Origin of the sequence: Hamadaea flava (assembly GCF_024172085.1) — a bacterium.
Lineage (GTDB): Bacteria > Actinomycetota > Actinomycetes > Mycobacteriales > Micromonosporaceae > Hamadaea > Hamadaea flava.
The window spans coordinates 2,974,773-2,998,945 of the sequence record NZ_JAMZDZ010000001.1 but is presented as its reverse complement, the minus strand read 5'-3'; the positions used below and the strand labels follow the sequence as shown (position 1 = coordinate 2,998,945).

Genomic DNA, 24,173 nt, shown 5'->3' with positions numbered 1-24,173 from the left:
CCATTTCTCGCCACGATCAACTGCCCAGGAGTCCACGAGCAGTCAGCTCCACCGTGCTCGATGACGTCTGAAAATGGCTTTGGTGATCTTCCGGTGTCGCGCTAGACATGGCGCGTGTGTTATGAAGAGACTCCAGCCGTCCCGCCGCTCGACGAGATCGTCCTGACCAGCGCCGACGGCAGCACTTTCGGGGCGTACACCGCGAGGCCGGCCCACCCCACCGGGGCCCGGATCGTCCTGCTGACCGACGTCGGCGGTCTGCGGCCCGTGGTCGGCGATCTGTCCCGACGGTTCGCTGAGACGGGCGCGGTCGTCATCGCGATCGACTACTTCGGGCGTACGGCCGGAACCGGGGCGCGGGGCGAAGACTTCGACAACGATCCGCACGTCGACGCGCTGCGCCGGTCCAATGTGGTCGATGACGTCCGCGCAGCGCTGGCCCACGTGGGTGGGGAGGGCCCGGCGTACACGTTGGGCTTCTGCCTCGGCGGCGCGATCGCCTTGCACGCCGCGACCGAGGATCTCGGTCTGGCCGGCGCGATCGCGTTCTGCCCCTACCACGGGGCGATCGGGCAGGACGAGGCGCTGCCGGACGACTTCGTGGCCGGCGTACGCTGCCCGGTCCTGGGCCTGTTCGGCGAACTGGACAAGCCGGTGCCGCCGACGGTGGCGGCCGCGTTCGAGAAGGCGCTCGCGGAGGCGGGCAAGGATCACGAGATCGTGGTGTATTCCGGGCAGCCGCACGGTTTCTTCGAGAAGAACCACTTCGGCGAGGCCGGGCACGAGGAGGCCGCGGCGGACGCGTTCGAGCGGGTGAAGGCGTTCCTCGCCCGAACCGCCTGACCTGACGTCCCAGCAAGAAGGGTGGTGCCGAGACCGGCGCCACCCTTTCTCGTCGAGGGCTCGGGGTCCTGATGCGGACGCTGTGTGACGGAGTCACGACGCAGGAGCTCTTGAGTTCTCCTCCCAACGGGGATAGAAAGTCATCCGGACGACCTATCCGGATAGCCCACTTGGAGGTCCGGCGGACCCAACGACGGTGCCGCCGAAGACAAATGACCGAGGGGTCGCACGTCACACACCACGGGACTGGTGCAATGGCGAACGCACTTCGAAGCCGGCCCAGCCGGCCGTCGGGCCGCAAGGCGCTGGCGGCCGCTGCCGTTCTGCTGCTGGCCGCCGCTTTCACCCCGCCGGGCGAGCACGTGCTCGGCATGTGCCACCGGTTCCTCGACTTCTACGCCGGGGTCTTCTGCCTGGTCGCGCTGTCGATCACGGTGATGGCCGGGCTCGCCGCGACCGATCGGCTGGTGCTGCTCGTGCGGCATCGCGTACTGCTGCAGGCGGCGCACCGGTCGACCGCGACGGCGGCCGTCGCCTTCCTGTTCTGCCACGTCGTCGTGAAGGTGATGGAGGCGCACGTCGGCATCCTCGACGTGGTGCTGCCGTTCTTGGCGTCGCGGCACACGGCCGTCATCGGGCTCGGCACCCTGGCCGGATACGGGCTGGCGATCGCCGCGTGGACGGGCGCCGTCCGGGGCCGCTTCGCCGACTTCGCGCACCCGTGGGTGTGGCGGGCCGTGCACAGTTGCGCGTACGCGGCTTGGCCGATGGCCATCGTGCACGGGCTCACCTCCGGTCGCTCGCCGGCCACCTGGGTCACCGTGAGCTATGTGGTCTGCGTACTGCTCGTCGGGGCCGGGCTGGCGGTCCGGCTCAGCGTCCGCTGGGGCCGCCGGCTGCGTACCACGCCCAAGGCGCAGACCACCGGGTCGCTACCGCGCATTCCGGTCGAGGTCCCGCTGCCGCCGCCGGTGCAGCGCCGCACCGTGCGCGAGCCTGTCCCACTCGCTCCACTCACGACCGTCCGGCGGCCCGCGAGTTCACCGCTCGCAAGCCCGCCGCCCAAAAACCCACCGCCCGCGAGGCCGCCTGCCAGCGCCGCGCCGGTCAGCCCGCCCGCCGCGCCGGTCATTCCGGCCCAGCCCCGCAAGGCGTTCGAGACCGTCTCCGACGACGAGTACTGGGCCGTGCTGCGCGGAGAGGATCTCTCGTGAGAAGACTGCCCGAGGTCGCGGTCATCGGACCTCGGCGGCTGACCGCCGGACTCGACCGGCTTCAGCGCGTCGACATGCGTACGCACAACGAAGTGCACGGCGGCCTCCAGCCGTTGCACCTCGACAGCCTGACCGACCTGGCGGAACTGATCGAGCTACGGGGCCGGGGCGGGGCAGCGTTCCCGTTCGCGCGCAAGCTGCGGGCGGTGGTCGCGTCGGCCCGGCGTACCGGGGCCGGCACGGTCGTCGTGGTCAACGCGACCGAGGGGGAGCCGGCCAGCTGGAAGGACAAGATGCTGCTCACCCGGGCACCGCATCTGATCCTCGACGGCGCGGCCCTGGCGGCGTACGCCCTGCGCGCGACCGAGATCGTGATCGGCGTCGCCGACGACGGGGTCAGCAGCCGCTCGGTGCTGACCGCGCTCGCCGAACGCAGCATGCCGACCACGACCCAGGTCGTCACCGTCCCGCACCGGTTCATCTCCGGCGAGGGCGGCGCACTGGTCCGGGGGATCAACGGCGAGGTGCCGATCCCGCCCGGCCGCAAGAGCCGTGCCAGCGATGCCGGCGTACGCGGCCTGCCCACCCTGTTGTCCAATGCGGAGACCTATGCGCAGCTGGCCATGGCGGCGCGCCTGGGGCCGGACGGTTACAGCCGCCTCGGCACTGCCACCGAACCCGGAACGGTGCTGCTCACCGTCGGCGGTGCGGTGGCCACGCCGCACGTCGTGGAGGTTCCGCTCGGAACACCGCTCGCGGACGTGCTCGACCTGTGCGGCGTACGCGCCGGTCCCGGCGTACTCGTCGGCGGATTCCACGGAAAGTGGATCACCGCGCGGGCGGCGCGATCGGCGCGGATCTCCCGCGAGGGCCTGGCGGCCGTCGGCGGAGTGCTGGGCGCGGGGATCATTCTGCCGTTGAGCGCGGACACCTGCGCGCTCGGCGAAGCGGCCCGGGTGGTGCAGTATCTGGCCGGCGAGTCGGCCGGCCAGTGTGGACCGTGCCGGATGGGGCTGCCCGACGTCGCCCGCGCGCTGACGTCGCTGACCGTCGGCGGGGGAGCGGCCGCCCGCGACACCGTACGCCTCGCGGCCGGGGCGGTTCGTGGTCGCGGCGCGTGCAGCCACCCCGACGGGACCTCCCGCTTCGCCGTGTCCGCCTTGGAGACGTTCGCCGAGGATCTGGCCGCCCACCTCGACGGCGACGGCTGCGGGAACCCGGTCAAGGGCATCCTGCCGATTCCCGGCGACGACGCGACCGGCGGCCGGTTGACGGTCGACTGGACCCGGTGCGACGGCCATGGGCTGTGCGCGCATGTGGTGCCCGAGCTGATTCGCTTGGACGCCAACGGTTTCCCGGCGTTCCCCGACACGGCGGTGCCGCAGTGGCTACGGCCGGGGGCGCGCAAGGCGGTCGCGATGTGCCCGGCGCTCGCCCTGCGCATCAGCAAGAATTGACGGTCGCCCTCACCAGACGAACGGGATCATCCGCTTCCGGGTCGCGGCGAACGCTAGGTATCGGTCGCCCAACGCCGTGACCAGCGCCCGTTCCTCCACCCGGATCCGGTACGCGAGCCCGCACATCGCGACGGCGGCGAGGGTCAGCAGTCCCCACCCGTTGGCGAAGGCCGTGCCCAGGCCGAGCAGCACCAGCAGAGTGGCCGTGTAACTCGGATGGCGCAGCAGCCGATAGGGGCCGGAGTCGATGATCGGCTGGGTGTCGGTCGTCAGCACCGTGAAGGTGAAATAGCGGCCGAGGGTGCGGAAACACCAGATGCGCAGACCGGCGCCACACCAGAGGACGACCAGGCCGAGCCAGGCCACGATCGGATGGATGCCCGCGAGCACCGGACCCGGCGTAAATCTCGTGACGGCGGCGCCCGCGAACGCTCCCGCGGCGGCGGCGAGCTGGACGAGCAGGCGGCTGCCCCGGTCGTCGGCGGTGGCCTCGCTGCGGCTCCGGAAGCTCTGCCGGACCTCGAAGGAGTACCACAGCAGCCCGGAGGCGACCATCAGCAAGCGCGTCACGCCCACACAGTAGTGCTGAATCGGCGGCGTCCGGCCGGCCCGCCCACCCGGTCGGCCGGACGCCGCACGCTTAGCGCCCGTGTCGCCGGGGCGCGCCCTTGCCCGCGAGCATCAGCTCGTGCTGCAGGTCGGTGAAGGCCGGCTTCGGGTTCAGGTTGACGTCGTAGATGCAGGCGTAGCCCTCGCCGGTGAACCAGCCGGGCACCCACGAGTTGGCGTCGCCGAAGCCCCATACGGTGAACGAGATGCACTCCTTGACCTCGAGGCAGGACCGCAGCATCTGGACGTACTCGTAGGGCTGGGCGAACAGGGCCAGGTTCGACGTGGGCACCTGCTCGGTGGCGTTGTCGACGAAGGTACGCACGTCCGCCTCGGTGATCGCGACCTTCACGCCGAGGCTGGCGTACCGGGACAGGGCGGCGGTCAGCCGGGGACCGGAGAAGCCGTACTGGGTGTCGAGGTGGCCCTGGTTGCCGATGACGTCGATCGGCACGCCCTGCGCGAGCAGGCTCTTGGCCCAGGCGTACACGGCGTCGGCCTTGGCGTTCGTGCCGTCCTCGCCGCCGATGTTGTAGTCGTTGTAGACCAGCAGCGCCTTCGGGTCGGCTTCGTGCGCCCAGCGGAACACGTCGGCCAGGATGCCCTCGCCGAGGTGGGACACCCAGAAGTTGTCGCCGTTGATGCCGCTGGGCAGCGGGTGTGCGTCCCAGGAGTTCGCGAAGAACTCGTTGGCCACGTCCCACTGCCAGATCTTGCCCTTGAAGTGCGTCACCTCGTCGATGACGTGCTTGCGCAGCAACGCGCGCAGCTCGTCGTTGTCGATGCTGCCATCGGCGACGCCGCTGGTGAGCCAGCCCGGCAGCTGGTTGTGCCAGACCAGGGTGTGGCCGCGGACGAGCTGCCCGTGCTGCTGGGCGAAGGTGACCAGGCGGTCGGCGGCCGACCAGTCGTAGACACCCTGGACGCGCTCGACGGTCTCCCACTTCATCTCGTTGCCCGGCGTCACCGAGTCGAACTGGTCGCCCGTGATCTGTGCGTACGCCGGGTTGTCCAGCTCGAACGGGGTCACCGCGGTGCCGATCCGCAGGTTGATGCCGGCGGCGAGCGCGCGCAGCGAATCCGCGGGCGGTTTGGTGCGGTCCAACGAGGTGCCGGACGCGGTGGCGGTGCCGGCGGTCAGCACGGTGACCATGACCGCGGCCCCCGCGAGCAGCAGGTTGCGCATTCTCATGCTTCGACCTCCCAGGCCGAACGATGCCGATGAGGGTTCCGGAAAGGTGACCACCATGTTTCAGATTGCTTCCGGAAAGTTTCGGCGAATATAACGGCGGTCGGCCGACTGCGTCAACAGCCGTCGATGCACCGGGGCTTCGGGAAAACTTCGGCGGGGCCGGTAAATCCGGCGAGGGCCGTTCGTCGTCATGATGGGAGGCCCGACCGGGGCCGGAAAGGCAGGATGGCACCATGGCGAACTATCTGCTGCTCATCTACGGCGACGAGCAGAAGTGGGCGAGCATGAATCAGGACGAGTGGGCCGCACATCACCAGAAGCACCAGGAGTTCCAGGCGGCGGCAGGCGTACGGTCGCTGGGCGGCAAGCAGCTGGCCGACTCCGCCACCGCGACCACGCTGCGGTCCGACGACAGCGGCGCCATGACGTCGACCGACGGCCCGTTCCTGGAGACCAAGGAGGTCCTCGGCGGGTACTACCTGATCGAGGCGGCCGACCTCGACGAGGCGACCGCGCTGGCCGCGCTGCTGCCCGAGGTGTACGCCTCGCACAGCGGCGTCGAGATCCGTCCGGTCGTCTGATGCCGTGGAGGCGCTGGTGACCGCCTCGACTGGGGAGCCCCGGTGACCGTCGAGGTCGCCGTGGCCGAGGCCGTGGCTGAGGCGCACCGTAGCGAGTGGGCCGCCGTGCTCGCCGCTACGGTGCGGCTGACGCGGGACCTGGACCTGGCCGAGGAGTGCGCGCAGGACGCGTTCGCGAAGGCGTTGCGGACCTGGGCGCAGGACGGGATTCCGGCTCGGCCCGGCGCCTGGCTGACCACGGTCGCCCGCAATCGGGCGCTGGATCTGCTGCGGCGCGAGACCACGCTGCGACGCGTACTGCCGTCGCTGGTGGTGCCGGACAGTGTGCCCGGCCCGGAGGACGCGCCCGAGCGCCCGGCGATCGACGACGACCGGCTCCGGCTCATCTTCACCTGCTGCCATCCGGCGCTGGCGCGCGAGGCCCAGGTCGCGCTGACGCTGCGGCTGCTCTGCGGGCTGTCGACCGCCGAGGTCGCCCGGGCCTTCCTCGTGTCCGAACCGACGATGGCCACCCGGGTGTCGCGGGCGAAGAAGAAGATCGCCACCGCGCGCATTCCTTATCGCGTACCGAGTCGGGAGGAACTTCCGGCCCGGCTCGGCGCGGTCCTCGAAGTGCTGCATCTGCTGTTCACCACCGGCCACACCACGCCGATCGGCGCTCAGCTGGTCCGCCAGGATCTCGTCGACCGTGCCATCGGCTTGACCCGGCTCGTCGGTCACCTGCTGCCCGACCGCGACGAGGTCGCCGGGCTGCTGGCGTTGATGCTGCTCAACGACGCCCGCCGGGAGACGCGCTTCGACAGCGAGGGCCGGTTCGTGGCACTGCCGGACCAGGATCGCTCCCGCTGGGATCAAGCGAAGATCGCGGCGGCGACGGACCTGCTCGCCACCTCGTTACGCCGCCGCCCGACCAGGTACGCCGTCGAAGCGGCGATCGCGGCGGTCCACGCCGAGGCGGCGACCTGGGAAGCGACCGACTGGACCGAGATCGCCGGGCTCTACGACGTGCTCGGGAGTCTGTGGCCGGTCCCGGTCGTGGCGCTGAACCGTGCGGTCGCGATCGGGATGCGCGACGGGCCGGCGGCTGGGCTCGCCGCGCTCGACCCGTTGCTCGCCGAACCGGCGCTGGCCACGTATGCGTACCTCAGTGCGGCTCGGGCGGACTTCCTGCGTCGCCTCGAACGCTGGCCGGAAGCGGTTTCGGCGTACGCGGAGGCGCTGGCGCTGACCGACAACGACGTCGAGCGGGTGTTCCTGACCGGCCGACTCGCCGAGGTCCGCGCGAACCTCGGCGAGTAGCGGCAAGCGTTCGCATGATCAGACGATCCGGCGGCGGACCCACCAGAAGCAGAACGCGCCGAGCAGCACGGCCAGGCCGACGAACAGTCCGGCCTCCGCCCACTGCAACGGCCAGAAGTGACTGTCCGGGTGATAGAGCACGTCCTGTCGGAGATGGAGCGAGGCGAGCCACTCCTTGCATGTGGTCGGGGAGGCTTCCGGGCCGCACGCGCTGAGGTCGGCGGGACCGGTGAAGGTGCTCCCGTCGGGCAGGATGGTCTGGTTGCCGACAGTCCAGGCGTTCGCTGTCTCCGCGCCGACGACCGTCATCTGGCCACTGCTGGGGCTCAGCGACAGACCCTGAACGTTGTCAGCGGTCAGCGCGATCGTGTCATGTACGGGCGGGACGAGGTGGGCACGGACCCATAGCGGCATGGCCACTACCGAACCCACGTAGAGCGCCAAGGTCAGCGCGATGGCGGGAACCACCTTGCGCAGGAGCATCCCGGTGGTGACCCCGAGCAGGAAGGCGAACAACGCGTACGCGACGGGCAGGATCCCACGCGATCCGAACAACAGCGGAATGACCCGGTCCTGGGAGGCGGAGTCCACCCGCTGCGACCAGACGGTCACCGCCCAACTGAGCAGGCCGGTCGACGTGACCGCGATCGCGACGCCCGCCGCGAGCCGGACCGCGAGCCACCGCGTCCGGGTCACCGACTGGTTCCACACCAGACGGTGGGTGCCGCTCTCGAGCTCCCGGGCGATCAGCGGTGCGCCCCCGAAGATGCCGAGGAGCAGCGGCAGCAGATACATGGCGCCCAGCGCCGCGAGATACGTCGGGAACGCCGCGCTGGCGCGGAAACGGGCGAGGAACGTGGACACCACGCTCTCGCAGCCGCTGTGACAGGCCGCTACTTCGGCGTACAAGTCGGTGATGATGCCGGCGGTGACGAGCAGCAGGACGCCGAACGCGGCCAGTGCCGCCGCGGTGATCACGGTCTGGGACCGGACCTGGCGCCAGGTGAACCAGATCATCGGACGGCCTCCTCGGCGGGTTGGGTCGTGGCCTGCGCCATGTACGCGAGGACCAGGTCTTCCAAGCTGAGCGGATCGACGGTGAACGACCCGGGGTGGAGCGGGCCGTCGGCGCGGACGAGGAAGGTCGACTGCCGCTCGACGTGGCTCTCCTCGATGACCTGTACCCCCTGTGGCAGACCGGTGCGGTCCTGTCGTGGGCCGCTGAGCCGGAAGTGGCCGGCCAGCAGGTCGTCGACGTCACCAGCGACGCGGATCTGGGAGGCGACGAGCACGACGAGGTAGTCGCAGACGCGCTCCAGATCGGACACGAGATGCGAGGACATGATGACGCTCGCCTTGTGCTCCGCGGTGAAGCCCATCAGTCCTCTCAGGAACTCGCGGCGGGCCATCGGATCGAGGCTGGCCACCGGCTCGTCGAGGATGAGCAGGTCCGGCTGCTTCGCGATGGCCAGCGTGAGCGCGAGCTGGGCTCGCTGTCCGCCCGAGAGCCGGCCCGCCTTCTGCTTCGGGTTCAGCCCGAGCTGGGCGATGCGCCCCTGCGCGGCCGCCTGATCCCAGCGCGGATTGGCGGACGCGCCGAAACGGAGGTGCTCGGCGACGGACAGGTTCGCGTAGGTGGGGGTGTCCTGGGCGACGAATCCCACCTTGGCCAGCTGGTCGGCGCCGGCGGCCGGCCGGCCGCCCAGGACCTCGATGGAGCCCGACGTCGGCATCAGCATGCCGGCCGCCAACTGCAGCAGGGTCGTCTTGCCGGCGCCGTTCGGGCCGACGAGCCCGACGACGCGCCCGGCCGGGATGTCGAGAGTGCAGCCGGACAGGGCGAGATGCCGCCCGTACCGCTTGGTCAGACCCACTGCCTTGAGCGCGGGTTCGGTCATCTGGACTCCTCCGTGGGGGTATGAAGCGTGGTCGCGATGAGGGCCTCGATGCTCTCGTCGGCCAATCCGGCGGCGCGTGCCTTGCCCAGCCACGCCTGAAGCTCCGCACGCAGTGCCTCGTGCGCGACCATCGACTCGTCGGCCAACGTGCGGACGACGAACGTGCCCACGCCGGGCTTCGCGGCGACGAGACCCTGGTACTCGAGTTCGCGGTAGGCCTTGGAGACCGTGTTCGGGTTGATCGCCACCTTCGCGACCACCTCCTTGACGGTCGGCAGCCGATCCCCCTCGACCAGCAGCCCCAGCCGCAGGGCCCGCCGGACCTGCTGGATCAGCTGCAGGTAGGGAGCCACTCCGGACCGGCCGTCGAGGTGGAACTCCATCATCGTCACGCCTCATTTCACTAGTTAGCTAGTACTATAGGAATAGACCCCTGGGGGCCGTCAAGAGCGAATCGATCCGGTTGGTTCTACGCTTCGACCGTGCATACCCCCGACCCTCTTGTCGACGTCCTCGCGGCCTTCCCGGAGCTGCGTGCCCTCGGCCGTACAGCCACTCGGCTTCATCCCCGCCCGGGCAAGGTCGGGGTGGCAGACAGTCATATCGGCGGGCCGTTGCTCTGGCCGGCCGCCGAGCCCTGGCCGGTGTGCGACGACCCGCACATGGGGATGACCGAGGTGCCGATCCCGGCGGATCTGATCGACCGGTTGCGCGTACTGGAGAAACAGCGCGTGCAGGCACACGTGATGGCTCCCGGCGAGATGGAGCTGCACAAGGAGATCGAGCGCGTCGTCGGCCCTGGCTACATGGGTTTCGGCGGCAGCGGCGATGGACCGGTGGTCGGCCATCGATGGGGACCGCGTACGCCGCAGGAGCCGACGCCGCTGGTCGCCGTCGCGCAGCTGCGGGCTGGGGACGTCCCTGACCTGCCCCGCCCAGGTGGCGCGGACCTGCTGCAAGTGCTGTGGTGCCCGTTCGAACACGCACAGGATCGGCTGACCGGGCCCGCCGTGCGGCTGTACTGGCGGCAGCAGGCCGACATCGACATCGCCGGCGTCCTCGCCGAGCCGCCGACCGGCGAGGTGGACAACGAGGACTACCTCCCGGAACCGTGCCGGCTGCATCCCGAGCAGATCGTCGAGTACCCGTACTCGCAGGAGCTGCCCGCCGACCTCGAAAGCCGGCTCGACGACTGGGAGCACGACTACGAGGATCTGGTCATGGCGCCCGGCTGGAAAGTCGGCGGGTACGCCAGATGGAACCTGACCGACCTGCTGCCGACGCCCTGCCCCGAGTGCCAAGGACCGACGACCCTGCTGCTGGTGATCGACTCGAGTGAGTTCGACGGCGGCACGTATGACCGGTGGCGGCCGGTCGAGGAACAGCACATCACTTGGGAGCACCCGGACCGGCTGACCGTCCAGGAGCCGACCGGCGTGATGGTCGGGCGCTACGGCTCCCTGCGCGTCTTCGTCTGTCCCGCGTGCCCGGGTGCGCCGTTCCTGGTGGACATGCAGTAGCGGCGGACGCGACCTAGACTCTCCGTCCCGTGAGGTGCGCTCGTACTTCGGCTGCGCGGGGATCGTCGCGGGCGGCGAAGATGCGCTCGGCGCGCTGCCAGCAGTCGCGGGCCGCCTCCGGCTCGCCGGAGGCGGACCAGGTGTGGCCGAGTTCGGTGAGCAGAGTCGCCTGCTGCCACACGTCACCGAGGTCTTCGGCCAGCCGCAAGCCGCGGTTGAAGTGGGCCGCGGCGCGGTCGTACGCCGCCATCGCGTGGTAGGTCTCGCCGAGACTGCACAGCACGATGCACCGGGAACTCCTGGGCGCCAGGCCGTCCTCAATGGTCAGTGACTCGGTGAGATGCCGCAGTGCGGCGACGAATCGGCCCTGGTCGCGGGCGACGTTGCCGAGGTTGTTCAGGGTCAGGGCCTGGCCGCCGCGGTCGCCGATGGCACGCTGGATGGCCAGTGCCTCGCGAAGCCGGCGGGCGGCGGGACCGAGCCGGCCGGTACGCCGATGGGCGATGGCGAGGCTGTTGAGCGTCACGGCCAGCCCCCGTTGATCCTGCGTCCCGGCCCGCAACGGCAACGCCGCCGCCAGGAACGGTGCGGCGTTGGCCGGCTGGCCCAAGTCCAGGTGCGCGTGGCCGAGGGCGGTGAGCAGCCGAGCCTGCGCCGCCTGATCGCCGCATCGGCGGGCGGCGACCAGCCCGGCCCGGTTGACCGCGATCCAGTCGTGGGTGTACTTGGCTGCCCGGTAGAAGGATCCGAGCGCCACGGCCAGCTCGCAGACCAGTTCCGGGTCGGTGCCGCCGGTCGTGAGCCGGCGCAGGGTGGCTCGCTCCTGCTCGCCCCACGCCAGCGCCTGTTTGGCGGACGAGAAGACGTCGCTGGGCCAACTCGGCTCCCGGTATCCGGCCGGGTCGAGAGCGGCCGTCATGCCCGTGATCATGCGTCGGTACCATGTGGACAGTCGCTGGGCGGCGGCCGGTGAGAGGCCGTCATCGTCGGCCGAGCGCAGCCGCTCCGCGGCGAAGGCGTGCACGAGATCGTGCAGCCGATAGCGTTGCGGTCCGGTGTGTTCGACCAGGTGCCGCCGGGCGAGCAGATCCAGCCGGGACGCCGCCTCGCCGACCGGTACCCCCGCCAGGGCGGCGGCCGCCTCAACCGGCCAGCTCTCGCCCGGATGCAGCGACAGCACCTGGAACAGCTCCCGGGCGCCGGGGGCGAGGTCCCGGTAGGACCATTCGATCACCGTCCGGATGGCGAACTGCGGGTCTCCCTCGGGCGACAAGAGGTCCAGTCGCCGGGTCTCGTCGCGCAGGCCGGCGACGACGTCGGCGATCGGGTCGTGGCCGTTGGCGGCACGCTCCCCGGCGATGCAGAGGGCCAAGGGCAGCCCGCCGCACAGGTCGACCAGTTCGGTGCTGTCGGGTCCGGGGCGCAGCACTTCGACCGGCGGTCCGGCGGCGTGCGCGGCCCGGATGACGTTGTTCACCAGGCGCAGGGCGGCCTCGTCCGCGAGCCGGCCCAGCCGGATCCGGGTGGCGCCGTCTCGTCCGACCAGCCCGGCCAGCGTGTCCCGGCTGGTGACCAGCACCAGGCAGGAGTCGCTGCCGGGCAGCAGCGGCCGGACGTGTTCGCCGTCCCGGGCGTTGTCGAGGATGATGAGCAGCCGGCGATCGGCGCACAGCGTACGCAGGAAGGCCGAGCGTGCGGGCAGGTCGTCCGGCATCGCTGAGGGGCGTACGCCGAGTGCGGTGAGCATGCCGGTCAGCGCGACGTCGGCCGAGATCGGCCGGTCGGGGTGGAAGCCGCGAAGGTCGGCGTACAGCTGCCCGTCGGGGAACTGATCCTTGCGTTGGTGTGCCCAGCTCGCGGCGAGGGCCGTCTTGCCGACGCCGCCCGGCCCGACGATCGCCACGATGCCCCCGGCCGTCCGGTACGCCGTGTCGAGCAGGTTCAGCTCCGTCTCCCGCCCGGTGAAGTGGCGATACGGCGCCGGTAGCTGTGCGGGCACCGTAGTGGTGACGCTGGCGGCCTGCCCTCGGGCCAGTGTCCGCCACGCCTGCCGCCAGCGTTCTACCTCGACCCACGGCGTCTGCGGCGTACCGCTGTAGCGCAGGCAGGCGGTGACGAAGGCGGCGACGAACTCCCAGCGCGGCAGCCGAGGCAGGCCCTTGCCGCTCAGGATCCAGGAGACCGTCGTCGGCGGCAGCGCCTCGGGTCGCTCGGCGTGCTGCTGGAGTTTTCGGAGGGACGGGTTACCCGACCAGACCCGGAAGCGGGCGAGGACGGTGACGAAACCGTCGGCGGTCGTCGCCGAAGCGGGATCCGGCGGATCCACAGAATCCATAACGGACAGCCCCCCGAGCTGTGCAATGTCGTGCAATCTGTTGCCGCACATTCTGCCATCGATCTTCAATATTCCCAATCATCAGTTCCTGATCGGAGGGCTTACATGGTCGAGGTGATGCGACGGGCCGGCGATGCCGTGCTCGGACTGTTCCTGCCGAAGGCGGAGGCCGGCGCGTGCGACCCGGGAGCGGGTTCGTCCTGCGGCACCTGTACGTGTCTGCGTCAGGCCAGCGGCGCGTACATCTGCTACAAGAACGTCTGGAGCTGCTACACCGAGTACTGCTACGTCTCCAGCTCGCGCTGCTGATCCACACCGGCGCCGCAGGCGACTGCGGCGCCGTCCCTGCCTTTGTGCCCCCAGCCTTGTGTCCCGCAGCCCTGTTTTCTGACGCGAACCGGAGACTCACGATGATCACGGTCCTCTCGGCCGCCGTGGCGATCCTCGCCGTGGTGGTGACGCTGAACCTGCTGCTGACCTTCTCCCTGATCCGGCGGTGGCGGACGACGAGCGGCCCGGTCGACCCCGCCGCGTACCGGCCGTCGGCAGGCGCCCTGGTCCGGCCGTTCCGGGCCACCACGCTCGACGGCGCACCATTCTCGGAAGCCGATCTGCGCCACGGACGGCATACCTTGGTGTTCCTGTTGCCGAACTGCGGCGGGTGCACGAGCCTCGTCGAGGAGGTCCGCTCAGCGGTCGTTCCGGGGCTGGTGATCGTCATCTCCGGCGCCGGCACCGATCCGGCCGTGCAGGAGATCCTCGCCGAGCTGCCCGAGACGACGCGAGTCGTGCTTTCGCCGCTGGGCGACGCGGCGTCGGAGGGCTTCCAGGTGTCGACCTACCCGACCGTGCTGGAGGTCGCCGACGGAACGATCGTGCGGGTGCGCGCGTCGCTCCTGCCTGCTGCGCACCTCGTGGACGCGGCGTGACCGGTCGGTCGCCTCGGCGGGCCGCCGTGGCTGCCCTGGCGCTGGCCGGGCGGGCGGCGGCTGGGCCGCTGATCGCCGCGGCCCTGGTGACGGCGCTGGCCGGGATGGGACCGGCCGTCGCGGCGTGGCTGAGCAAGCTCCTCATCGACGGGCTCGCCGGTGCGACGCCGGCCAGTCCGGCCCGGCTGGCCGGGCTCGCCGCCGCAGCGGCCGCGGCGACCGGGGCAGCTCTCGCGCTGGGCTACGCGGCCGGGTTCCTGCACCGGCGAGCCGAGGCGGCGATCGCGCACCGGGCCCAGGCCGAGATCTACCAACGGGTCAGCGGCTTCGGCGGGCTGCGGCGCTTCGAGGATCCGGCGTTCGCCGACGAACTGCGGCTGGCCACCGACGCCGCCGCAGAGGCACCGTCGGTGCTGACCAACTTCCTCTTCGGCCTGGTCCGCTCGGTGGTGACGATCGGCAGCCTGGTCGGGGTGGTCGTCGCCGTCTGGCCACCGATGGCCGCCCTGCTGCTCGTCGTCACGGTGTTCGCGGTCGTGGCCCAGCTGACGGTGGCCCGGCGGCAGGCCGACGTCGCCCGCGCGGTGATGGCGACGCATCGGCGGCGGATCGCGTACCAGGAACTGCTGACCGATCTGCGCTCGGCGAAGGAGGTACGCCTCTACGGGCTGGCCGGGCTGTTCCGGGACCGGATGCTGGGCGCGATGCGTACGGCGGTCTCGGCCGAGCTGCGGATTCAGGGCAGGTCCGCGGTCGTGCAGGGCTCGTTGAGCGGACTGGGATCGGTGGCGTTGGCGGTGGGCGCGGGGCTCGTGGCGTACCGGATCGCCGGTGGCGAGTTGACGCCCGGCGACTTCGCGCTGTTCCTGGCGGCCGCGACCGCCGTGCAGGGCGCGCTGCTCGGCATGGTCAACAGCCTGCAGGACGCCGTACGCTGCACGCGGTTGTTCGGGCACTACCTCAACGTCGCGCAGGCGCCGGACGACCTGGTCGAGGGAACTGTGCGGCCTGGTCCGCTCCGCACCGGCATCGTCTTCGAGGACGTGTGGTTCCGATACGACGAGAGTGGCCCCTGGGTGCTGCGGGGAGTCGACCTGGTCATCCCGGCCGGATCGTCGACGGGTCTGGTCGGCCGCAACGGCGCCGGCAAGAGCACTCTCGTGAAGCTGCTGTGCCGGTTCTACGATCCCGATCGCGGCCGGATCACCTGGGACGGCGTCGACCTGCGCGACCTTCCGCTCAGCTGGCTGCGCCGCCGGATCAGCGCCACCTTCCAGGACTTCCAGACCTATGAGCTGCCGGTGGGGGAGAACATCGCCCTCGGCGACGTGGAAACCATGCACGACAAGGGACGCGTCGTCGCGGCGGCCCGCGCGGTCGGCCTGCACGACACCATCGAGGCGCTGCCTGCCGCGTACGACACGATGCTGAGCCGGATCTTCGTCTTCGACGGGTCCGACGATCCCGGCGTTCAGCTGTCCGGCGGTCAGAATCAGCGGCTGGCGCTGGCCCGGTCGTTGCTGCGTACCGACGCGGACCTGCTGATCCTCGACGAACCGAGCTCCGGGCTGGATCCGGTCGCCGAACACGATCTCGCCGAGGTCATCCGCCGCACGCGCGAGGGGCGTACCGGTTTGCACATCTCGCACCGCCTCGGCACCATGCGGCAAGCCGACGACATCGTGGTGCTGGCCGACGGGGTCGTCGTCGAGCAGGGCACCCACGACGCGCTGCTGGCGCTGGACGGCCAGTACGCCGAGCTGTTCCGCCTGCAGGCGGCGAATTACCAGGCGGCGAATTACCAGGCGGCCGAGGCGGTGGCCGGATGACGGAGGCCGGACTGATCAGCGCGGCGGTCCTGTCGGCTTTCGGCGTGGTGTTGATCCTGGCCCGGCTGCGCGTCAAAGTCATCACGGTCAAGGGTCAGAGCATGGCGCCCAGCTATCAGCACGGCGATCGGCTGCTCATGCGGCGTACGCGGGTGTGCCGCCGGGACGACGTCGTGGTGTTCACCTCGCCGATCGAGATCCCGATGGGGCCGGCGTTGCTGGTCAAGCGGGTGGCGGCGGTGCCGGGCGATCCGGTACCGGAGGCGGCCCGAACCCGCATCGGCGACGCCGTGGTGCCACCAGGTCAGCTCGTGGTCCTGGGGGACAACCAGCGCAGTCTCGATTCACGAGAGCTCGGCTACATCGCGCTGGACAGCGTGGTCGGCGTCGTTCAGCGCCGCCTTGCTGGGAGTACCCCGTGAACGTGTGAATTGCGGCATATGCGGACCGGCCTGTCGATGCGGCAAGATGGCCACGTGCGTATTGGGTTGCTCGGTCCGTTCGAAGTCCAGGTCGACGGCGGCATGGTGGAGGTGCCGGGCGCCCGGCTGCGCGCGTTGCTCGCCGCGCTCGCACTGGAGCCCGGCCGGATCGTTCCGCGTACGCGGCTGGTCGACTGGATCTGGGGCGAGGAGCCACCCGCCGACGCGGTGAACGCGCTGCAGGTCCTGGTGTCCCGGCTGCGCCGGCTGCTGCCGGACGGGCTGGTCGAGGCGAAGGCGGGCGGCTACCGGCTGGCCGTCGATCCCGAGTCGGTCGACGTGAGCCGGTTCGAGCGCCTGGTCGCCGAGGCTCGCGAGGCCGACGATCCGGTACGCGTCAGCCTGCTGCGTACGGCGTTGGGGTTGTGGCGCGGGACGGCGATGGAAGGCATCGCCCTGTCGGGCAGCAAGGCGTTCGACTCCGCGGTCACCGGGCTGACCGAACTGCACGTCGCCGTGCTCGGCGATCGCGTGGACGCCGAGGTACGCCTCGGCCGCGGCGCGGACCTGGTCTCCGAGCTGACGGAGTTGGTGGCGAGCCATCCCTTGCGGGAGGGCTTCGTCGCGGCGTTGATGCGCGCTCTGGCCGAGGCGGGACGTGGGGCAGAGGCGCTGACGGCGTACCAGCAATTGTCGGAGCGGCTGGCCGACGAACTGGGAGTGGACCCGTCGGCCGAGTTGTCGGCGGTGAACACGGCGGTCTTGCGCGGCGAGATCGGCGGGCGGGCGGAGAACCGGCGCACGAACCTGCGGGCCGAGCTGACCACGTTCGTGGGCAAGGAAGAGGACGTCGCGGCGATCGCGGAGCTGGCGACCCGGCACCGGCTGGTCACGCTGACGGGCGCGGGTGGTTCCGGTAAGACGCGGCTCGCCACGGAGACCGCGCGGACGATGCTCGGCGACCTGCCGGACGGCGCGTGGCTGGTGGAGCTGGCCCCGCTCCAGGCGGGCGGTGAGCTGGCGCAGGCCACGCTGACCGCGATCGGCCTGCGGGACCAGTCGGCGGGCGGCGGGGCCCCGGGCGGTGACGCGGTGGACCGGCTGGTCGCCGCGGTCCGGGACCGGGTGATGTTGCTGGTCCTGGACAACTGCGAGCACATGATCGAGGCGGTTTCGGAGTTCGCGGACCGGCTGCTCGGCGAGTGCCGGCGGCTGCGGATCATCGCCACGAGCCGCGAGCCGCTCGGTATCACCGGCGAGGCGCTGTGGCAGGTCGAGCCGCTCGCTCTGCCCGCGCAGGGTGCGCCGGCCGCCGAGGTCGGCGCGTCGCCCGCGGTCCGGTTGCTCCGCGATCGGGCCGAGGCGGTACGCCGGAACGTCGGTTCCGATGAACGGACGCTGGCCACGATGGCACGCGTATGCCGGGCGCTCGACGGGATGCCGCTGGCGATCGAGTTGGCGGCGGCGCGGCTGCGGACGATGTCGGTGGAGCAGTTGGCGGATCGGCTCGACGACCGATTCCAGCTGCTCACCGGCGGCAGCCGGACGGCGCTAGCCCGGCACCGGACGTTGCGCGCGGTGGTGGACTGGAGTTGGGACCTGCTCAGCGAGGCCGAGCGGGACCTGCTGCGCAGGCTGTCGGTGTTCGCCGGCGGGGTCAGCCTCGAAGCGGCCGAACGGGTGTGCGCCGACGGCAACGACGCCCTCGACCTGCTGACCGCGTTGACGGAGAAGTCGCTGCTGCTCGCGTACGGCGAGGACGAGCCACGCTATCGGATGCTCAACACCATCCGCGAGTACGCCGACCAGCGCCTGACCGAATCCGGCGACGCCGAGTCCGCGCGGCGGGCGTACGTCGGATATGTGGTCGAGCTGACCGAGACGGCTGATCCGCATCTGCGCCGGGCCGAGCAGCTCACCTGGATGTCCAAAGTGGAAGCCGAGCACGACAACATCAGCGCGGCCCTGCGTCTGGCGATCGCCGAAGGCTGGGCAGAGGAGGCCATGCGGCTGGTCGGCGCGGCGGGGTGGTACTGGTTCCTCAGCGGGCATCGGGCCGAGGGCACCGAGCTGAGCATCGCCGGGGCCTCCGTTCCCGGTGAGGTGTCCGCCGAGGTACGCGCGTTGGCCTGCACCATCGTCACGCTCTTCGTCAGTTCCGGCGCGGCCGGCGACCAATACCAGGCGCAGCAGTGGATCGAGGACGCCTACCGATACACCGAACTCAGCGGGTCGACGCATCCGCTGCTCGCGTTCGCCCGGCCGCTGGAACGCATGCTGCGGGAACCGGCCGACTTCCTGCCGGCGTACGAGCCGCTGATCCACGACGCCGATCCGTGGGTGCGGGCGCAGGCCCGGCTCACGCGCAGCCGGCTGCGGCTCGCCCTCGGCCGCGAAGTGGACCAGGTGGACGACGACATCGAAGCCGCCCTCGCCGAATCGCGGGCGCTCGGCGAACGGTGGGGGATCTCGGGAGCGCTGACCTTCCTGGCGGATCGGCTCGGCCCGCGCGGCGAGTTCGCGGCGGCGTGCGCGTACTACGAGGAAGCGGCCGCGGTGCTCGTCGAAGTGGGCGGGACCGAAGAGGTGGTCAGCATCCGGACCCGGCAGGCCCAGCTGTATTGGCTGCTCGGCGACGAGCGGGCCAGCCTGATCACCCTGGCGGAGGCGGTGCGGGCGGCCGACGGCATCACCTGGCCGGACACCCTGGGCGAAGTCGCGCTGGCACAAGCGCAACTCGCGCGGTTCCGGGGCGAGGCGGACCAGGCGCGGGAGCATCTGGCGACGATCCGCATGCGGCCCGGCGACGACACGAGCGGCCTGTACGTCCTGCTCCAGGACGTGCGCGGCTACCTCGCCGAGGACCTCGGCGAGGCCCGCGCGTACCGGGCCGGGGCGTTGCGGGCGGCGGTCCAGCTCAGCTATCGGCCGATGATCGCGCAGGTGCTGGTCGGGATCGCGGATCAGGCCGCCCGGCAAGGACAGGACGAACAAGCCGCGCGACTGCTCGCGGCCAGTGAGAACGTGCGCGGAATGCCTGATCGTACGCAGCCCGACGCCGCCCGGATCGGCGAGGAAGTGCGGCAGCGCCTCGGCGAAGCCGTGTTCGCCGAGGCGCTCCAGGACGGGCGGGACCGAGACTGGCAGGAGCTGGCCGAGATCACCCTCGCGAGCTGAGCGACGCGTCGGCGCGGTGGACGACGATGTCTCCACCACCGTTGCAGCGTGCGCGTACCTTGACCGTCCGGCCGGACTGGTCGTCGGCGGCGTCCAGCAGGTTGCGGACCCGGCCGGTCGGGGTGTGCGCGTCCAACCGGACGGCAATGCCCGCCGGTACGCCGACCTCCAGCTTGCCGATGGCGGCGGACAGGTCGACCGGGCCGCTGCCGAGTCGGCCGACGCGGATGTGCCCGGTGGCGGTCTTCGCCTTGACGGCCGCGTGCGCCACCTCGACGGTGATGCCGCCGACGGACGAATCCGCCCGCAGCTCACCGCCGACCTCGCCGATCCAGATCTCGCCGCCGACGGTGGTCACCTCCGCGTCACCGTCGATGCGGCGTACGCGGACCGCCCCGTTGGCGGAGACGTCGGCCGAACCGGTCACGTGGTCGACGGTCACCCGGCCGCCGGACGTCTTCAGGCGTACCTCCGAAGCCTGCTCGACCCGGATGTCACCGATGGCGTTCTTCAGCCGGCACGAGCCGACCACACCCTGAACGACGTATTCGCCCTCGGCGGTGTTCCCCTGAACATGCGAACCGGCCGGCAACCACACCAGTACGCGTACCGAGCCGTAGCGGCTGGCGAACGCCGTGCGCAGCTTCGGGTGCTTGACCTGCAGCCTGCCTTGGGCGTACTCGATGATGACCTGGTCGGCGGCCTGGATGTCGAGCGGCCGGGTGGGATCGATGGGCTGGACCTCGACCACGGTGTCGGCGCGCTCGCCGGCAGCGAAGGTGATGTCGCCGAGGACGATGTCGACGGAAGCGGAGATCGGCGCGGGAGTCTCAAAGGTTGGCATGGCGATTACGATCGGCGGCCGTCCTGTCACGGGACTGTTCCCAGGCTGTCGCGAGCGCTGACACATCGTCTCGGAGGCCAGGTAGGGTGTGCCGACCACCCCTGGAGGACTCGTGCTCAACTGGCTGACCTCGGCTGCGTTCACCTTGTTCGGCGCCCCGACCACCTGGGGCGAGCTGCTGGGGTTCGCAACCGGTGCGTGGTGTGTCTGGCTCGTCGTGCGTCAGCACATCGCCAACTGGGCGGTCGGCATTCTCAACGTGCTGCTGCTCATGGTCGTGTTCTGGTACGCCGGCCTCTACGCCGACGCCGGGCTGCAGATCCTCTATGTGGTGCTGGGTTTCTACGGCTGGTGGCAGTGGGTGTACGCGGGCCAGTCGCGCAACGCGCTGCCGGTACGGCGCACCTCGGGTCCGGAATGGCTGAGCTTGCTGACGGCGGGCGTCGTTCTGACCGCTGCATTGGCCTTCTTCCTCGACCGTTACACCTCGTCCACGGTTCCGCTGGCCGACGCGCTGACTACCGCGTTGTCGCTGCTGGCGACCTATGGGCAGGCCCGCAAGTTGCTGGAGAGCTGGTGGCTGTGGATCGCCGCCGACCTGATCTACATCCCGTTGTACGCGTACAAGGATCTGTGGCTGACCTCGATCCTCTACGTCGGGTTTCTGGCGTTGTGCGTACTCGGGCTGCGTGCCTGGCTGACCGATCTGCGTACGCCTGCCCCGTCGTCGGCCACGGCGGTCTGACGGTGTTTCGGCACGGAATGGTGGTCGGCAAGTTCTACCCGCCCCACGCAGGCCACCACCATCTGATCCGCGCCGCTGCCGCGGCCTGCGCGCGCGTCACCGTCGTGGTGGCGCCGTCGAGTCAGGAATCCATTCCACTGGACCTGCGGCTGAACTGGCTGCGGCAGGTGCACGCCGACACCGGCTGGGTGCGGTTCGCCGGGGTGATCGACGACCACCCGATCGACTACGCCGACCCGGACGCGTGGAAGGCTCATTGTGAGATCTTCCGATCCGCCCTCGACACGGACGACGTGGACGCGGTGTTCACGTCGGAGGCATACGGGGAGGAATTAGCGGCCCGGTTCGACGCGACCCACGTCAGCGTGGACCCCGCCCGATCGGTTGCGGCCGTCTCTGGAACCGCCGTACGCGCTGATCCGGTGGCGTACTGGGAGCTGCTGGCCGAGCCGGTGCGGGCCTGGTTCACTCGCCGCGTGGTGGTCGTCGGGGCGGAGTCGACCGGCACGACGACGCTCGCCCGAGCGCTTGCGCAGGCGTTGCGGGATCGGGGAGGAGTGTGGGCCGCGACGAACTGGGTGCCCGAATTCGGCCGCGAGTTGACCGAACGGAAGCTGGCTGACCTGCGTCAGTGTGACCCTGAGGCGACTGTCTTCGACGTCACCTGGGACCGCGACGACTTCATCGAGGTCGCGTACGCCCAGAACGCCGCCGAGGACGCCGCCGCGCGTACCGGGTCGCCGCTGCTCGTCTGCGACACAGACGCGTGGGCGACAGCCATCTGGGAGGAGCGCTACCTCGGCTCCACCTCACCCGAGGTACGCGCCGCCGCGCGCAAGCCAGCTCTGTATCTCCTGACGGACGAGAAGGGCGTGCCGTTCGAGGACGACGGGCTGCGGGACGGAGAACACCTGCGTACGTGGATGAACGAACGCTTTCGCGCCGAGCTGCGCGGCTGGGGCGTACCGGTCGTCGAGGTCACCGGAACGCCAGAGGTCCGGCTCGCCGCCGCGCTGGCCGCGTGCGACGAGCTACTGGCCCGAGGGTGGGATCTGGCGGATCCGCTCAGGCCGCCGGCTACGCCCTGAGCAGGCTTGCGTCGCACCAGTGCCGGGCCGCGTCCAGTCCTGGGAACTCGCGATGCGCCTGCGGCAGCAGACCGCGCCGGTTGACGTCGGCCACCACCGTCGTCATCCCGTAGGCGGCCAGCCGCTCGATCAGCGTGCCGAGCAGGTGGACGGCGACCGGGTGTAGCCGGCCGACCCGGTCGAGGTCGAGGACCAGCAGCCGGCCTTGGGTGGCGTGACCGGCGACGTCGCGGGTCAGCGCCTCCGCCGCGGCGAACCCGAAGTCGCCCTGCAGGCCGCGGACGAGGAGGCGGTCGCCGTTCTCGGTGAGGTAGACGGCTGACGCGGTGCGCGCGGGCGGTCGCATGAGGTGCAGGCCGAAGCGCGCCGACAGTTCCTCGCACGCCGCGATGCCGCGGACGCTCGTGCCCCGCTCGTCCAGCGGCGGGCTGAACAGCCCGATGCCGAGCTGCGCGGGCAGCGCCCCGGTGATCCCGCCGCTGACCCCGCTCTTCGCGGGCAGACCCACCCGGAGCAGCCATTCCCCTGCGAAGTCGTACATCCCGCAGGTCGCCATGACGGTCAGCACGTGCGACGCGGTGTCGCGGGTGACCACCTGCACGCCGGTCACCGGGTTGACCCCCCCGTTGGCCAGGGTCGCGGACATCACCGCCAGATCGCGGGCGGTCACCTGGATCGCGCACTGCCGGAAGTAGCGCCGCACGCTCTGCTCGGCGTCGGCCCGCAAAGATCCAGCGGTACGCATCAAGTAGGCGATCGCGCGGTTCCGGTCGCCGGTCTCGACCTCCGACTCGTACGCCCGCTCGTCCACCCCGAGTACGCGCCCGGCGAACGCCTCAAGCCCGGCCAGGATGCGGGGGAACCCGTCGTCCACCAGCGACGTGGTCAGGATCGCCCCGGCGTTGACCATCGGGTTCGGCGGGCGGCCCGTCCCGGGCTCCAGCCGGGTGGCGTTGAACGCCTCTCCGCTGGGCTCCAACCCGACGCGGCTGACGACCTCGTCCAGCCCACGATCGGTCAGCGCCAGCGCGTACACGAAGGGTTTCGAGACGGACTGGAGGGTGAACGGCCGGTCGGCGTCGCCGCTGGCGTACACGTGGCCGTCGAGCGTGGCCAGGGCGAGCCCGAACCAGCCCGGCTCCGCGTGCGCGAGTTCCGGGATGTATTGGGCCACCTGGCCGTCGGTGACGCCGACGAGGCTTTCCCGCAGCGCGTCGAGCAGATCCGGGATCGGATTGAGAGCCACCACAACGTCCAATTCGTCGAAGTAGCCCCAGCCGCCGCAGGGGTGTGAGCAGACTATGGACAGTTATACCCGATGACGCAACCGATCCCCGGGTGTACGCGTCGAAGGCCCCGTGAACCCGCGTGACTTGGTGTACCGGCTGCTTACGGTGGCGGCCGCGGTCGCCGCCACCGCTCCGGTCTGGCCCGTTCTCCAGCCCGGCGACCCGATCGCCGACGAGCTGCTCGAACCGGTCGAGGTCGCAGTGCTCGTCCCGATGGTGTTGATCTTCCCGATCGCCTGGGCATTGCTGGCCCGGCGCCGTGCGTACGCCTGGCGTGTGGGCCTGGCGCTGGCCGTCTGGGTGCTGGCCTGGTCGGTCTGGACTGTCTCCGCCGGCAGCTACGCCAGCCCGCCCACGATCGACGACGGACTTCGGTGGCACCTCGTCGGGGCCGGACTCCTCGTGGCGGGCGCGGTCGCGTACGAGGCGAAGCGGCTCGCGCACCTGGGCGCGCGGCTACTGCCCGGCGCACTGGTGTGGCTGCTCGGCGTGACCGTGACGCTCGCGGTCCCGGTCGTCGGGGCCGAGACAGTGCCGCCGAGCGACACGGTCCTGCCCCTGCCGGCAGGCATGACGGTGGTGCACGAGGAGACCGGGTGCACCAATGCCTGCACGCGCCGCATAACCGTCGAAGGCACCGGTACGCAGGCCGAGCTGACCCGTCGCCTCGGCCTCCACCTCGAACAGACGAAAGGCTGGCGGGCCACCTGGTTCGACTTCGCACCGCCGCAGTTCCAGTGCCGTCACGTCGGCTGGCTCAACCCGTACGACACCTGCGTCGAGCTGCGGACGACCGGGTCGGCCTCGACCGTCGAAATCTGGCTGGCGACGTCCAACGGCCGCGACAACATCGTCTACTGACCGGGGGTGAGCACCAGAAACTCCGGAGCACCGCCGTCTCC

The 24,173-nt window shown here is 70.8% G+C and carries 22 protein-coding genes; 14 read left to right on the top strand and 8 right to left on the bottom strand.

All coding sequences use genetic code 11. The features are described 5' to 3' along the window. The first annotated feature begins 114 nt into the window (after positions 1 to 114). From HDA40_RS13985 to HDA40_RS13975, 3 genes are all read left to right on the top strand, one after another. Positions 115 to 843 carry a dienelactone hydrolase family protein gene (locus HDA40_RS13985; RefSeq protein ID WP_253755748.1) on the top strand — a complete coding sequence of 243 codons (729 nt, stop codon included), beginning with the start codon at positions 115 to 117 and terminating at the stop codon, positions 841 to 843. A 254-nt stretch (positions 844 to 1,097) separates the two neighbouring features. Further along, positions 1,098 to 2,057 carry a hypothetical protein gene (locus tag HDA40_RS13980; protein ID WP_253755746.1) on the top strand — a complete coding sequence of 320 codons (960 nt, stop codon included), beginning with the start codon at positions 1,098 to 1,100 and terminating at the stop codon, positions 2,055 to 2,057. Further along, positions 2,054 to 3,514: an NADH-quinone oxidoreductase subunit NuoF family protein gene (locus tag HDA40_RS13975; protein ID WP_253755744.1), complete on the top strand. Its 1,461-nt coding sequence runs from the start codon at positions 2,054 to 2,056 to the stop codon at positions 3,512 to 3,514. The genes HDA40_RS13980 and HDA40_RS13975 overlap by 4 nt, the downstream gene beginning before the upstream one ends. Positions 3,515 to 3,523: 9 nt before the next feature. Here HDA40_RS13975 and HDA40_RS13970 read toward each other — a convergent pair whose 3' ends face one another. Both HDA40_RS13970 and HDA40_RS13965 read right to left on the bottom strand, forming a co-directional pair. Then, positions 3,524 to 4,084 carry a methyltransferase family protein gene (locus HDA40_RS13970; protein WP_253755742.1) on the bottom strand — a complete coding sequence of 187 codons (561 nt, stop codon included), beginning with the start codon at positions 4,082 to 4,084 and terminating at the stop codon, positions 3,524 to 3,526. A 70-nt stretch (positions 4,085 to 4,154) separates the two neighbouring features. Next, positions 4,155 to 5,315 carry an endo-1,4-beta-xylanase gene (locus tag HDA40_RS13965; protein WP_253755740.1) on the bottom strand — a complete coding sequence of 387 codons (1,161 nt, stop codon included), beginning with the start codon at positions 5,313 to 5,315 and terminating at the stop codon, positions 4,155 to 4,157. 233 nt (positions 5,316 to 5,548) lie between these two features. On the opposite strand from HDA40_RS13965, the gene HDA40_RS13960 reads away from it, so the two are divergent. Both HDA40_RS13960 and HDA40_RS13955 read left to right on the top strand, forming a co-directional pair. Next, positions 5,549 to 5,896 (top strand): YciI family protein, encoded by a 348-nt coding sequence (locus HDA40_RS13960; RefSeq protein WP_253755738.1) that lies wholly within the window; start codon positions 5,549 to 5,551, stop codon positions 5,894 to 5,896. Positions 5,897 to 6,001: 105 nt separating this feature from the next. Next, a complete protein-coding gene (locus HDA40_RS13955; protein WP_253763624.1) occupies positions 6,002 to 7,195 on the top strand; it encodes an RNA polymerase sigma factor in 1,194 nt (397 codons plus the stop codon). Between the two features lie 18 nt (positions 7,196 to 7,213). Here HDA40_RS13955 and HDA40_RS13950 read toward each other — a convergent pair whose 3' ends face one another. The 3 genes from HDA40_RS13950 to HDA40_RS13940 are packed head-to-tail and all read right to left on the bottom strand — an operon-like array spanning position 7,214 to position 9,479. Then, complete coding sequence (locus tag HDA40_RS13950; protein ID WP_253755736.1) at positions 7,214 to 8,212, bottom strand: ABC-2 membrane transporter-related protein; 999 nt, start codon at positions 8,210 to 8,212, stop codon at positions 7,214 to 7,216. After that, a complete protein-coding gene (locus HDA40_RS13945; RefSeq protein ID WP_253755734.1) occupies positions 8,209 to 9,093 on the bottom strand; it encodes an ABC transporter ATP-binding protein in 885 nt (294 codons plus the stop codon). The genes HDA40_RS13950 and HDA40_RS13945 overlap by 4 nt, the downstream gene beginning before the upstream one ends. Beyond that, positions 9,090 to 9,479, bottom strand: coding sequence for a GntR family transcriptional regulator (locus HDA40_RS13940; RefSeq protein ID WP_253755732.1), 390 nt, complete (start codon positions 9,477 to 9,479; stop codon positions 9,090 to 9,092). Before HDA40_RS13940 ends, HDA40_RS13945 begins: the two co-directional genes overlap by 4 nt. Positions 9,480 to 9,575: 96 nt before the next feature. Here HDA40_RS13940 and HDA40_RS13935 point away from each other — a divergent pair, with 96 nt between their 5' ends. Beyond that, positions 9,576 to 10,613 carry a hypothetical protein gene (locus HDA40_RS13935; protein WP_253755730.1) on the top strand — a complete coding sequence of 346 codons (1,038 nt, stop codon included), beginning with the start codon at positions 9,576 to 9,578 and terminating at the stop codon, positions 10,611 to 10,613. A gap of 13 nt (positions 10,614 to 10,626) precedes the next feature. Here HDA40_RS13935 and HDA40_RS13930 read toward each other — a convergent pair whose 3' ends face one another. Beyond that, on the bottom strand, positions 10,627 to 12,948 hold the full coding sequence (locus HDA40_RS13930) for an ATP-binding protein (RefSeq protein ID WP_253755728.1): 2,322 nt from the start codon (positions 12,946 to 12,948) through the stop codon (positions 10,627 to 10,629). A gap of 105 nt (positions 12,949 to 13,053) precedes the next feature. Between HDA40_RS13930 and HDA40_RS13925 the strand changes: the two genes are divergently transcribed. The 5 genes from HDA40_RS13925 to HDA40_RS13905 all read left to right on the top strand — a co-directional run bounded on the left by HDA40_RS13925 (position 13,054) and on the right by HDA40_RS13905 (position 19,305). Further along, positions 13,054 to 13,257 (top strand): hypothetical protein, encoded by a 204-nt coding sequence (locus HDA40_RS13925; protein ID WP_253755726.1) that lies wholly within the window; start codon positions 13,054 to 13,056, stop codon positions 13,255 to 13,257. A gap of 101 nt (positions 13,258 to 13,358) precedes the next feature. After that, complete coding sequence (locus HDA40_RS13920) at positions 13,359 to 13,877, top strand: thioredoxin domain-containing protein (protein WP_253755724.1); 519 nt, start codon at positions 13,359 to 13,361, stop codon at positions 13,875 to 13,877. Positions 13,878 to 13,903: 26 nt separating this feature from the next. Further along, positions 13,904 to 15,706: an ABC transporter ATP-binding protein gene (locus HDA40_RS13915; protein ID WP_253755722.1), complete on the top strand. Its 1,803-nt coding sequence runs from the start codon at positions 13,904 to 13,906 to the stop codon at positions 15,704 to 15,706. Beyond that, positions 15,703 to 16,128, top strand: a complete 426-nt coding sequence (gene lepB / locus HDA40_RS13910) for a signal peptidase I (RefSeq protein WP_253755721.1) — start codon at positions 15,703 to 15,705, stop codon at positions 16,126 to 16,128. Before HDA40_RS13915 ends, lepB begins: the two co-directional genes overlap by 4 nt. Before the next feature lie 54 nt (positions 16,129 to 16,182). Further along, on the top strand, positions 16,183 to 19,305 hold the full coding sequence (locus HDA40_RS13905) for an AfsR/SARP family transcriptional regulator (RefSeq protein ID WP_253755719.1): 3,123 nt from the start codon (positions 16,183 to 16,185) through the stop codon (positions 19,303 to 19,305). Here the strand turns inward: HDA40_RS13905 and HDA40_RS13900 are convergent. Beyond that, positions 19,289 to 20,149, bottom strand: a complete 861-nt coding sequence (locus HDA40_RS13900; RefSeq protein ID WP_253755717.1) for a DUF4097 family beta strand repeat-containing protein — start codon at positions 20,147 to 20,149, stop codon at positions 19,289 to 19,291. The genes HDA40_RS13905 and HDA40_RS13900 overlap by 17 nt on opposite strands. 112 nt (positions 20,150 to 20,261) lie before the next feature. On the opposite strand from HDA40_RS13900, the gene pnuC reads away from it, so the two are divergent. Both pnuC and HDA40_RS13890 read left to right on the top strand, forming a co-directional pair. Further along, positions 20,262 to 20,894 (top strand): nicotinamide riboside transporter PnuC, encoded by a 633-nt coding sequence (gene pnuC / locus HDA40_RS13895; protein WP_253755715.1) that lies wholly within the window; start codon positions 20,262 to 20,264, stop codon positions 20,892 to 20,894. Between the two features lie 2 nt (positions 20,895 to 20,896). Continuing rightward, the gene (locus tag HDA40_RS13890) at positions 20,897 to 21,982 is read left to right on the top strand and encodes an AAA family ATPase (RefSeq protein WP_253755713.1); all 1,086 of its coding nucleotides are present in this window, start codon (positions 20,897 to 20,899) and stop codon (positions 21,980 to 21,982) included. Here HDA40_RS13890 and glsA read toward each other — a convergent pair. Continuing rightward, positions 21,972 to 23,228, bottom strand: a complete 1,257-nt coding sequence (gene glsA / locus HDA40_RS13885) for a glutaminase A (protein ID WP_253755711.1) — start codon at positions 23,226 to 23,228, stop codon at positions 21,972 to 21,974. The genes HDA40_RS13890 and glsA overlap by 11 nt on opposite strands. A gap of 112 nt (positions 23,229 to 23,340) precedes the next feature. Between glsA and HDA40_RS13880 the strand changes: the two genes are divergently transcribed. Then, entirely contained in the window at positions 23,341 to 24,132 is a 792-nt protein-coding gene (locus HDA40_RS13880) for a hypothetical protein (protein ID WP_253755709.1), read from the top strand. Positions 24,133 to 24,173: the final 41 nt, after the last annotated feature.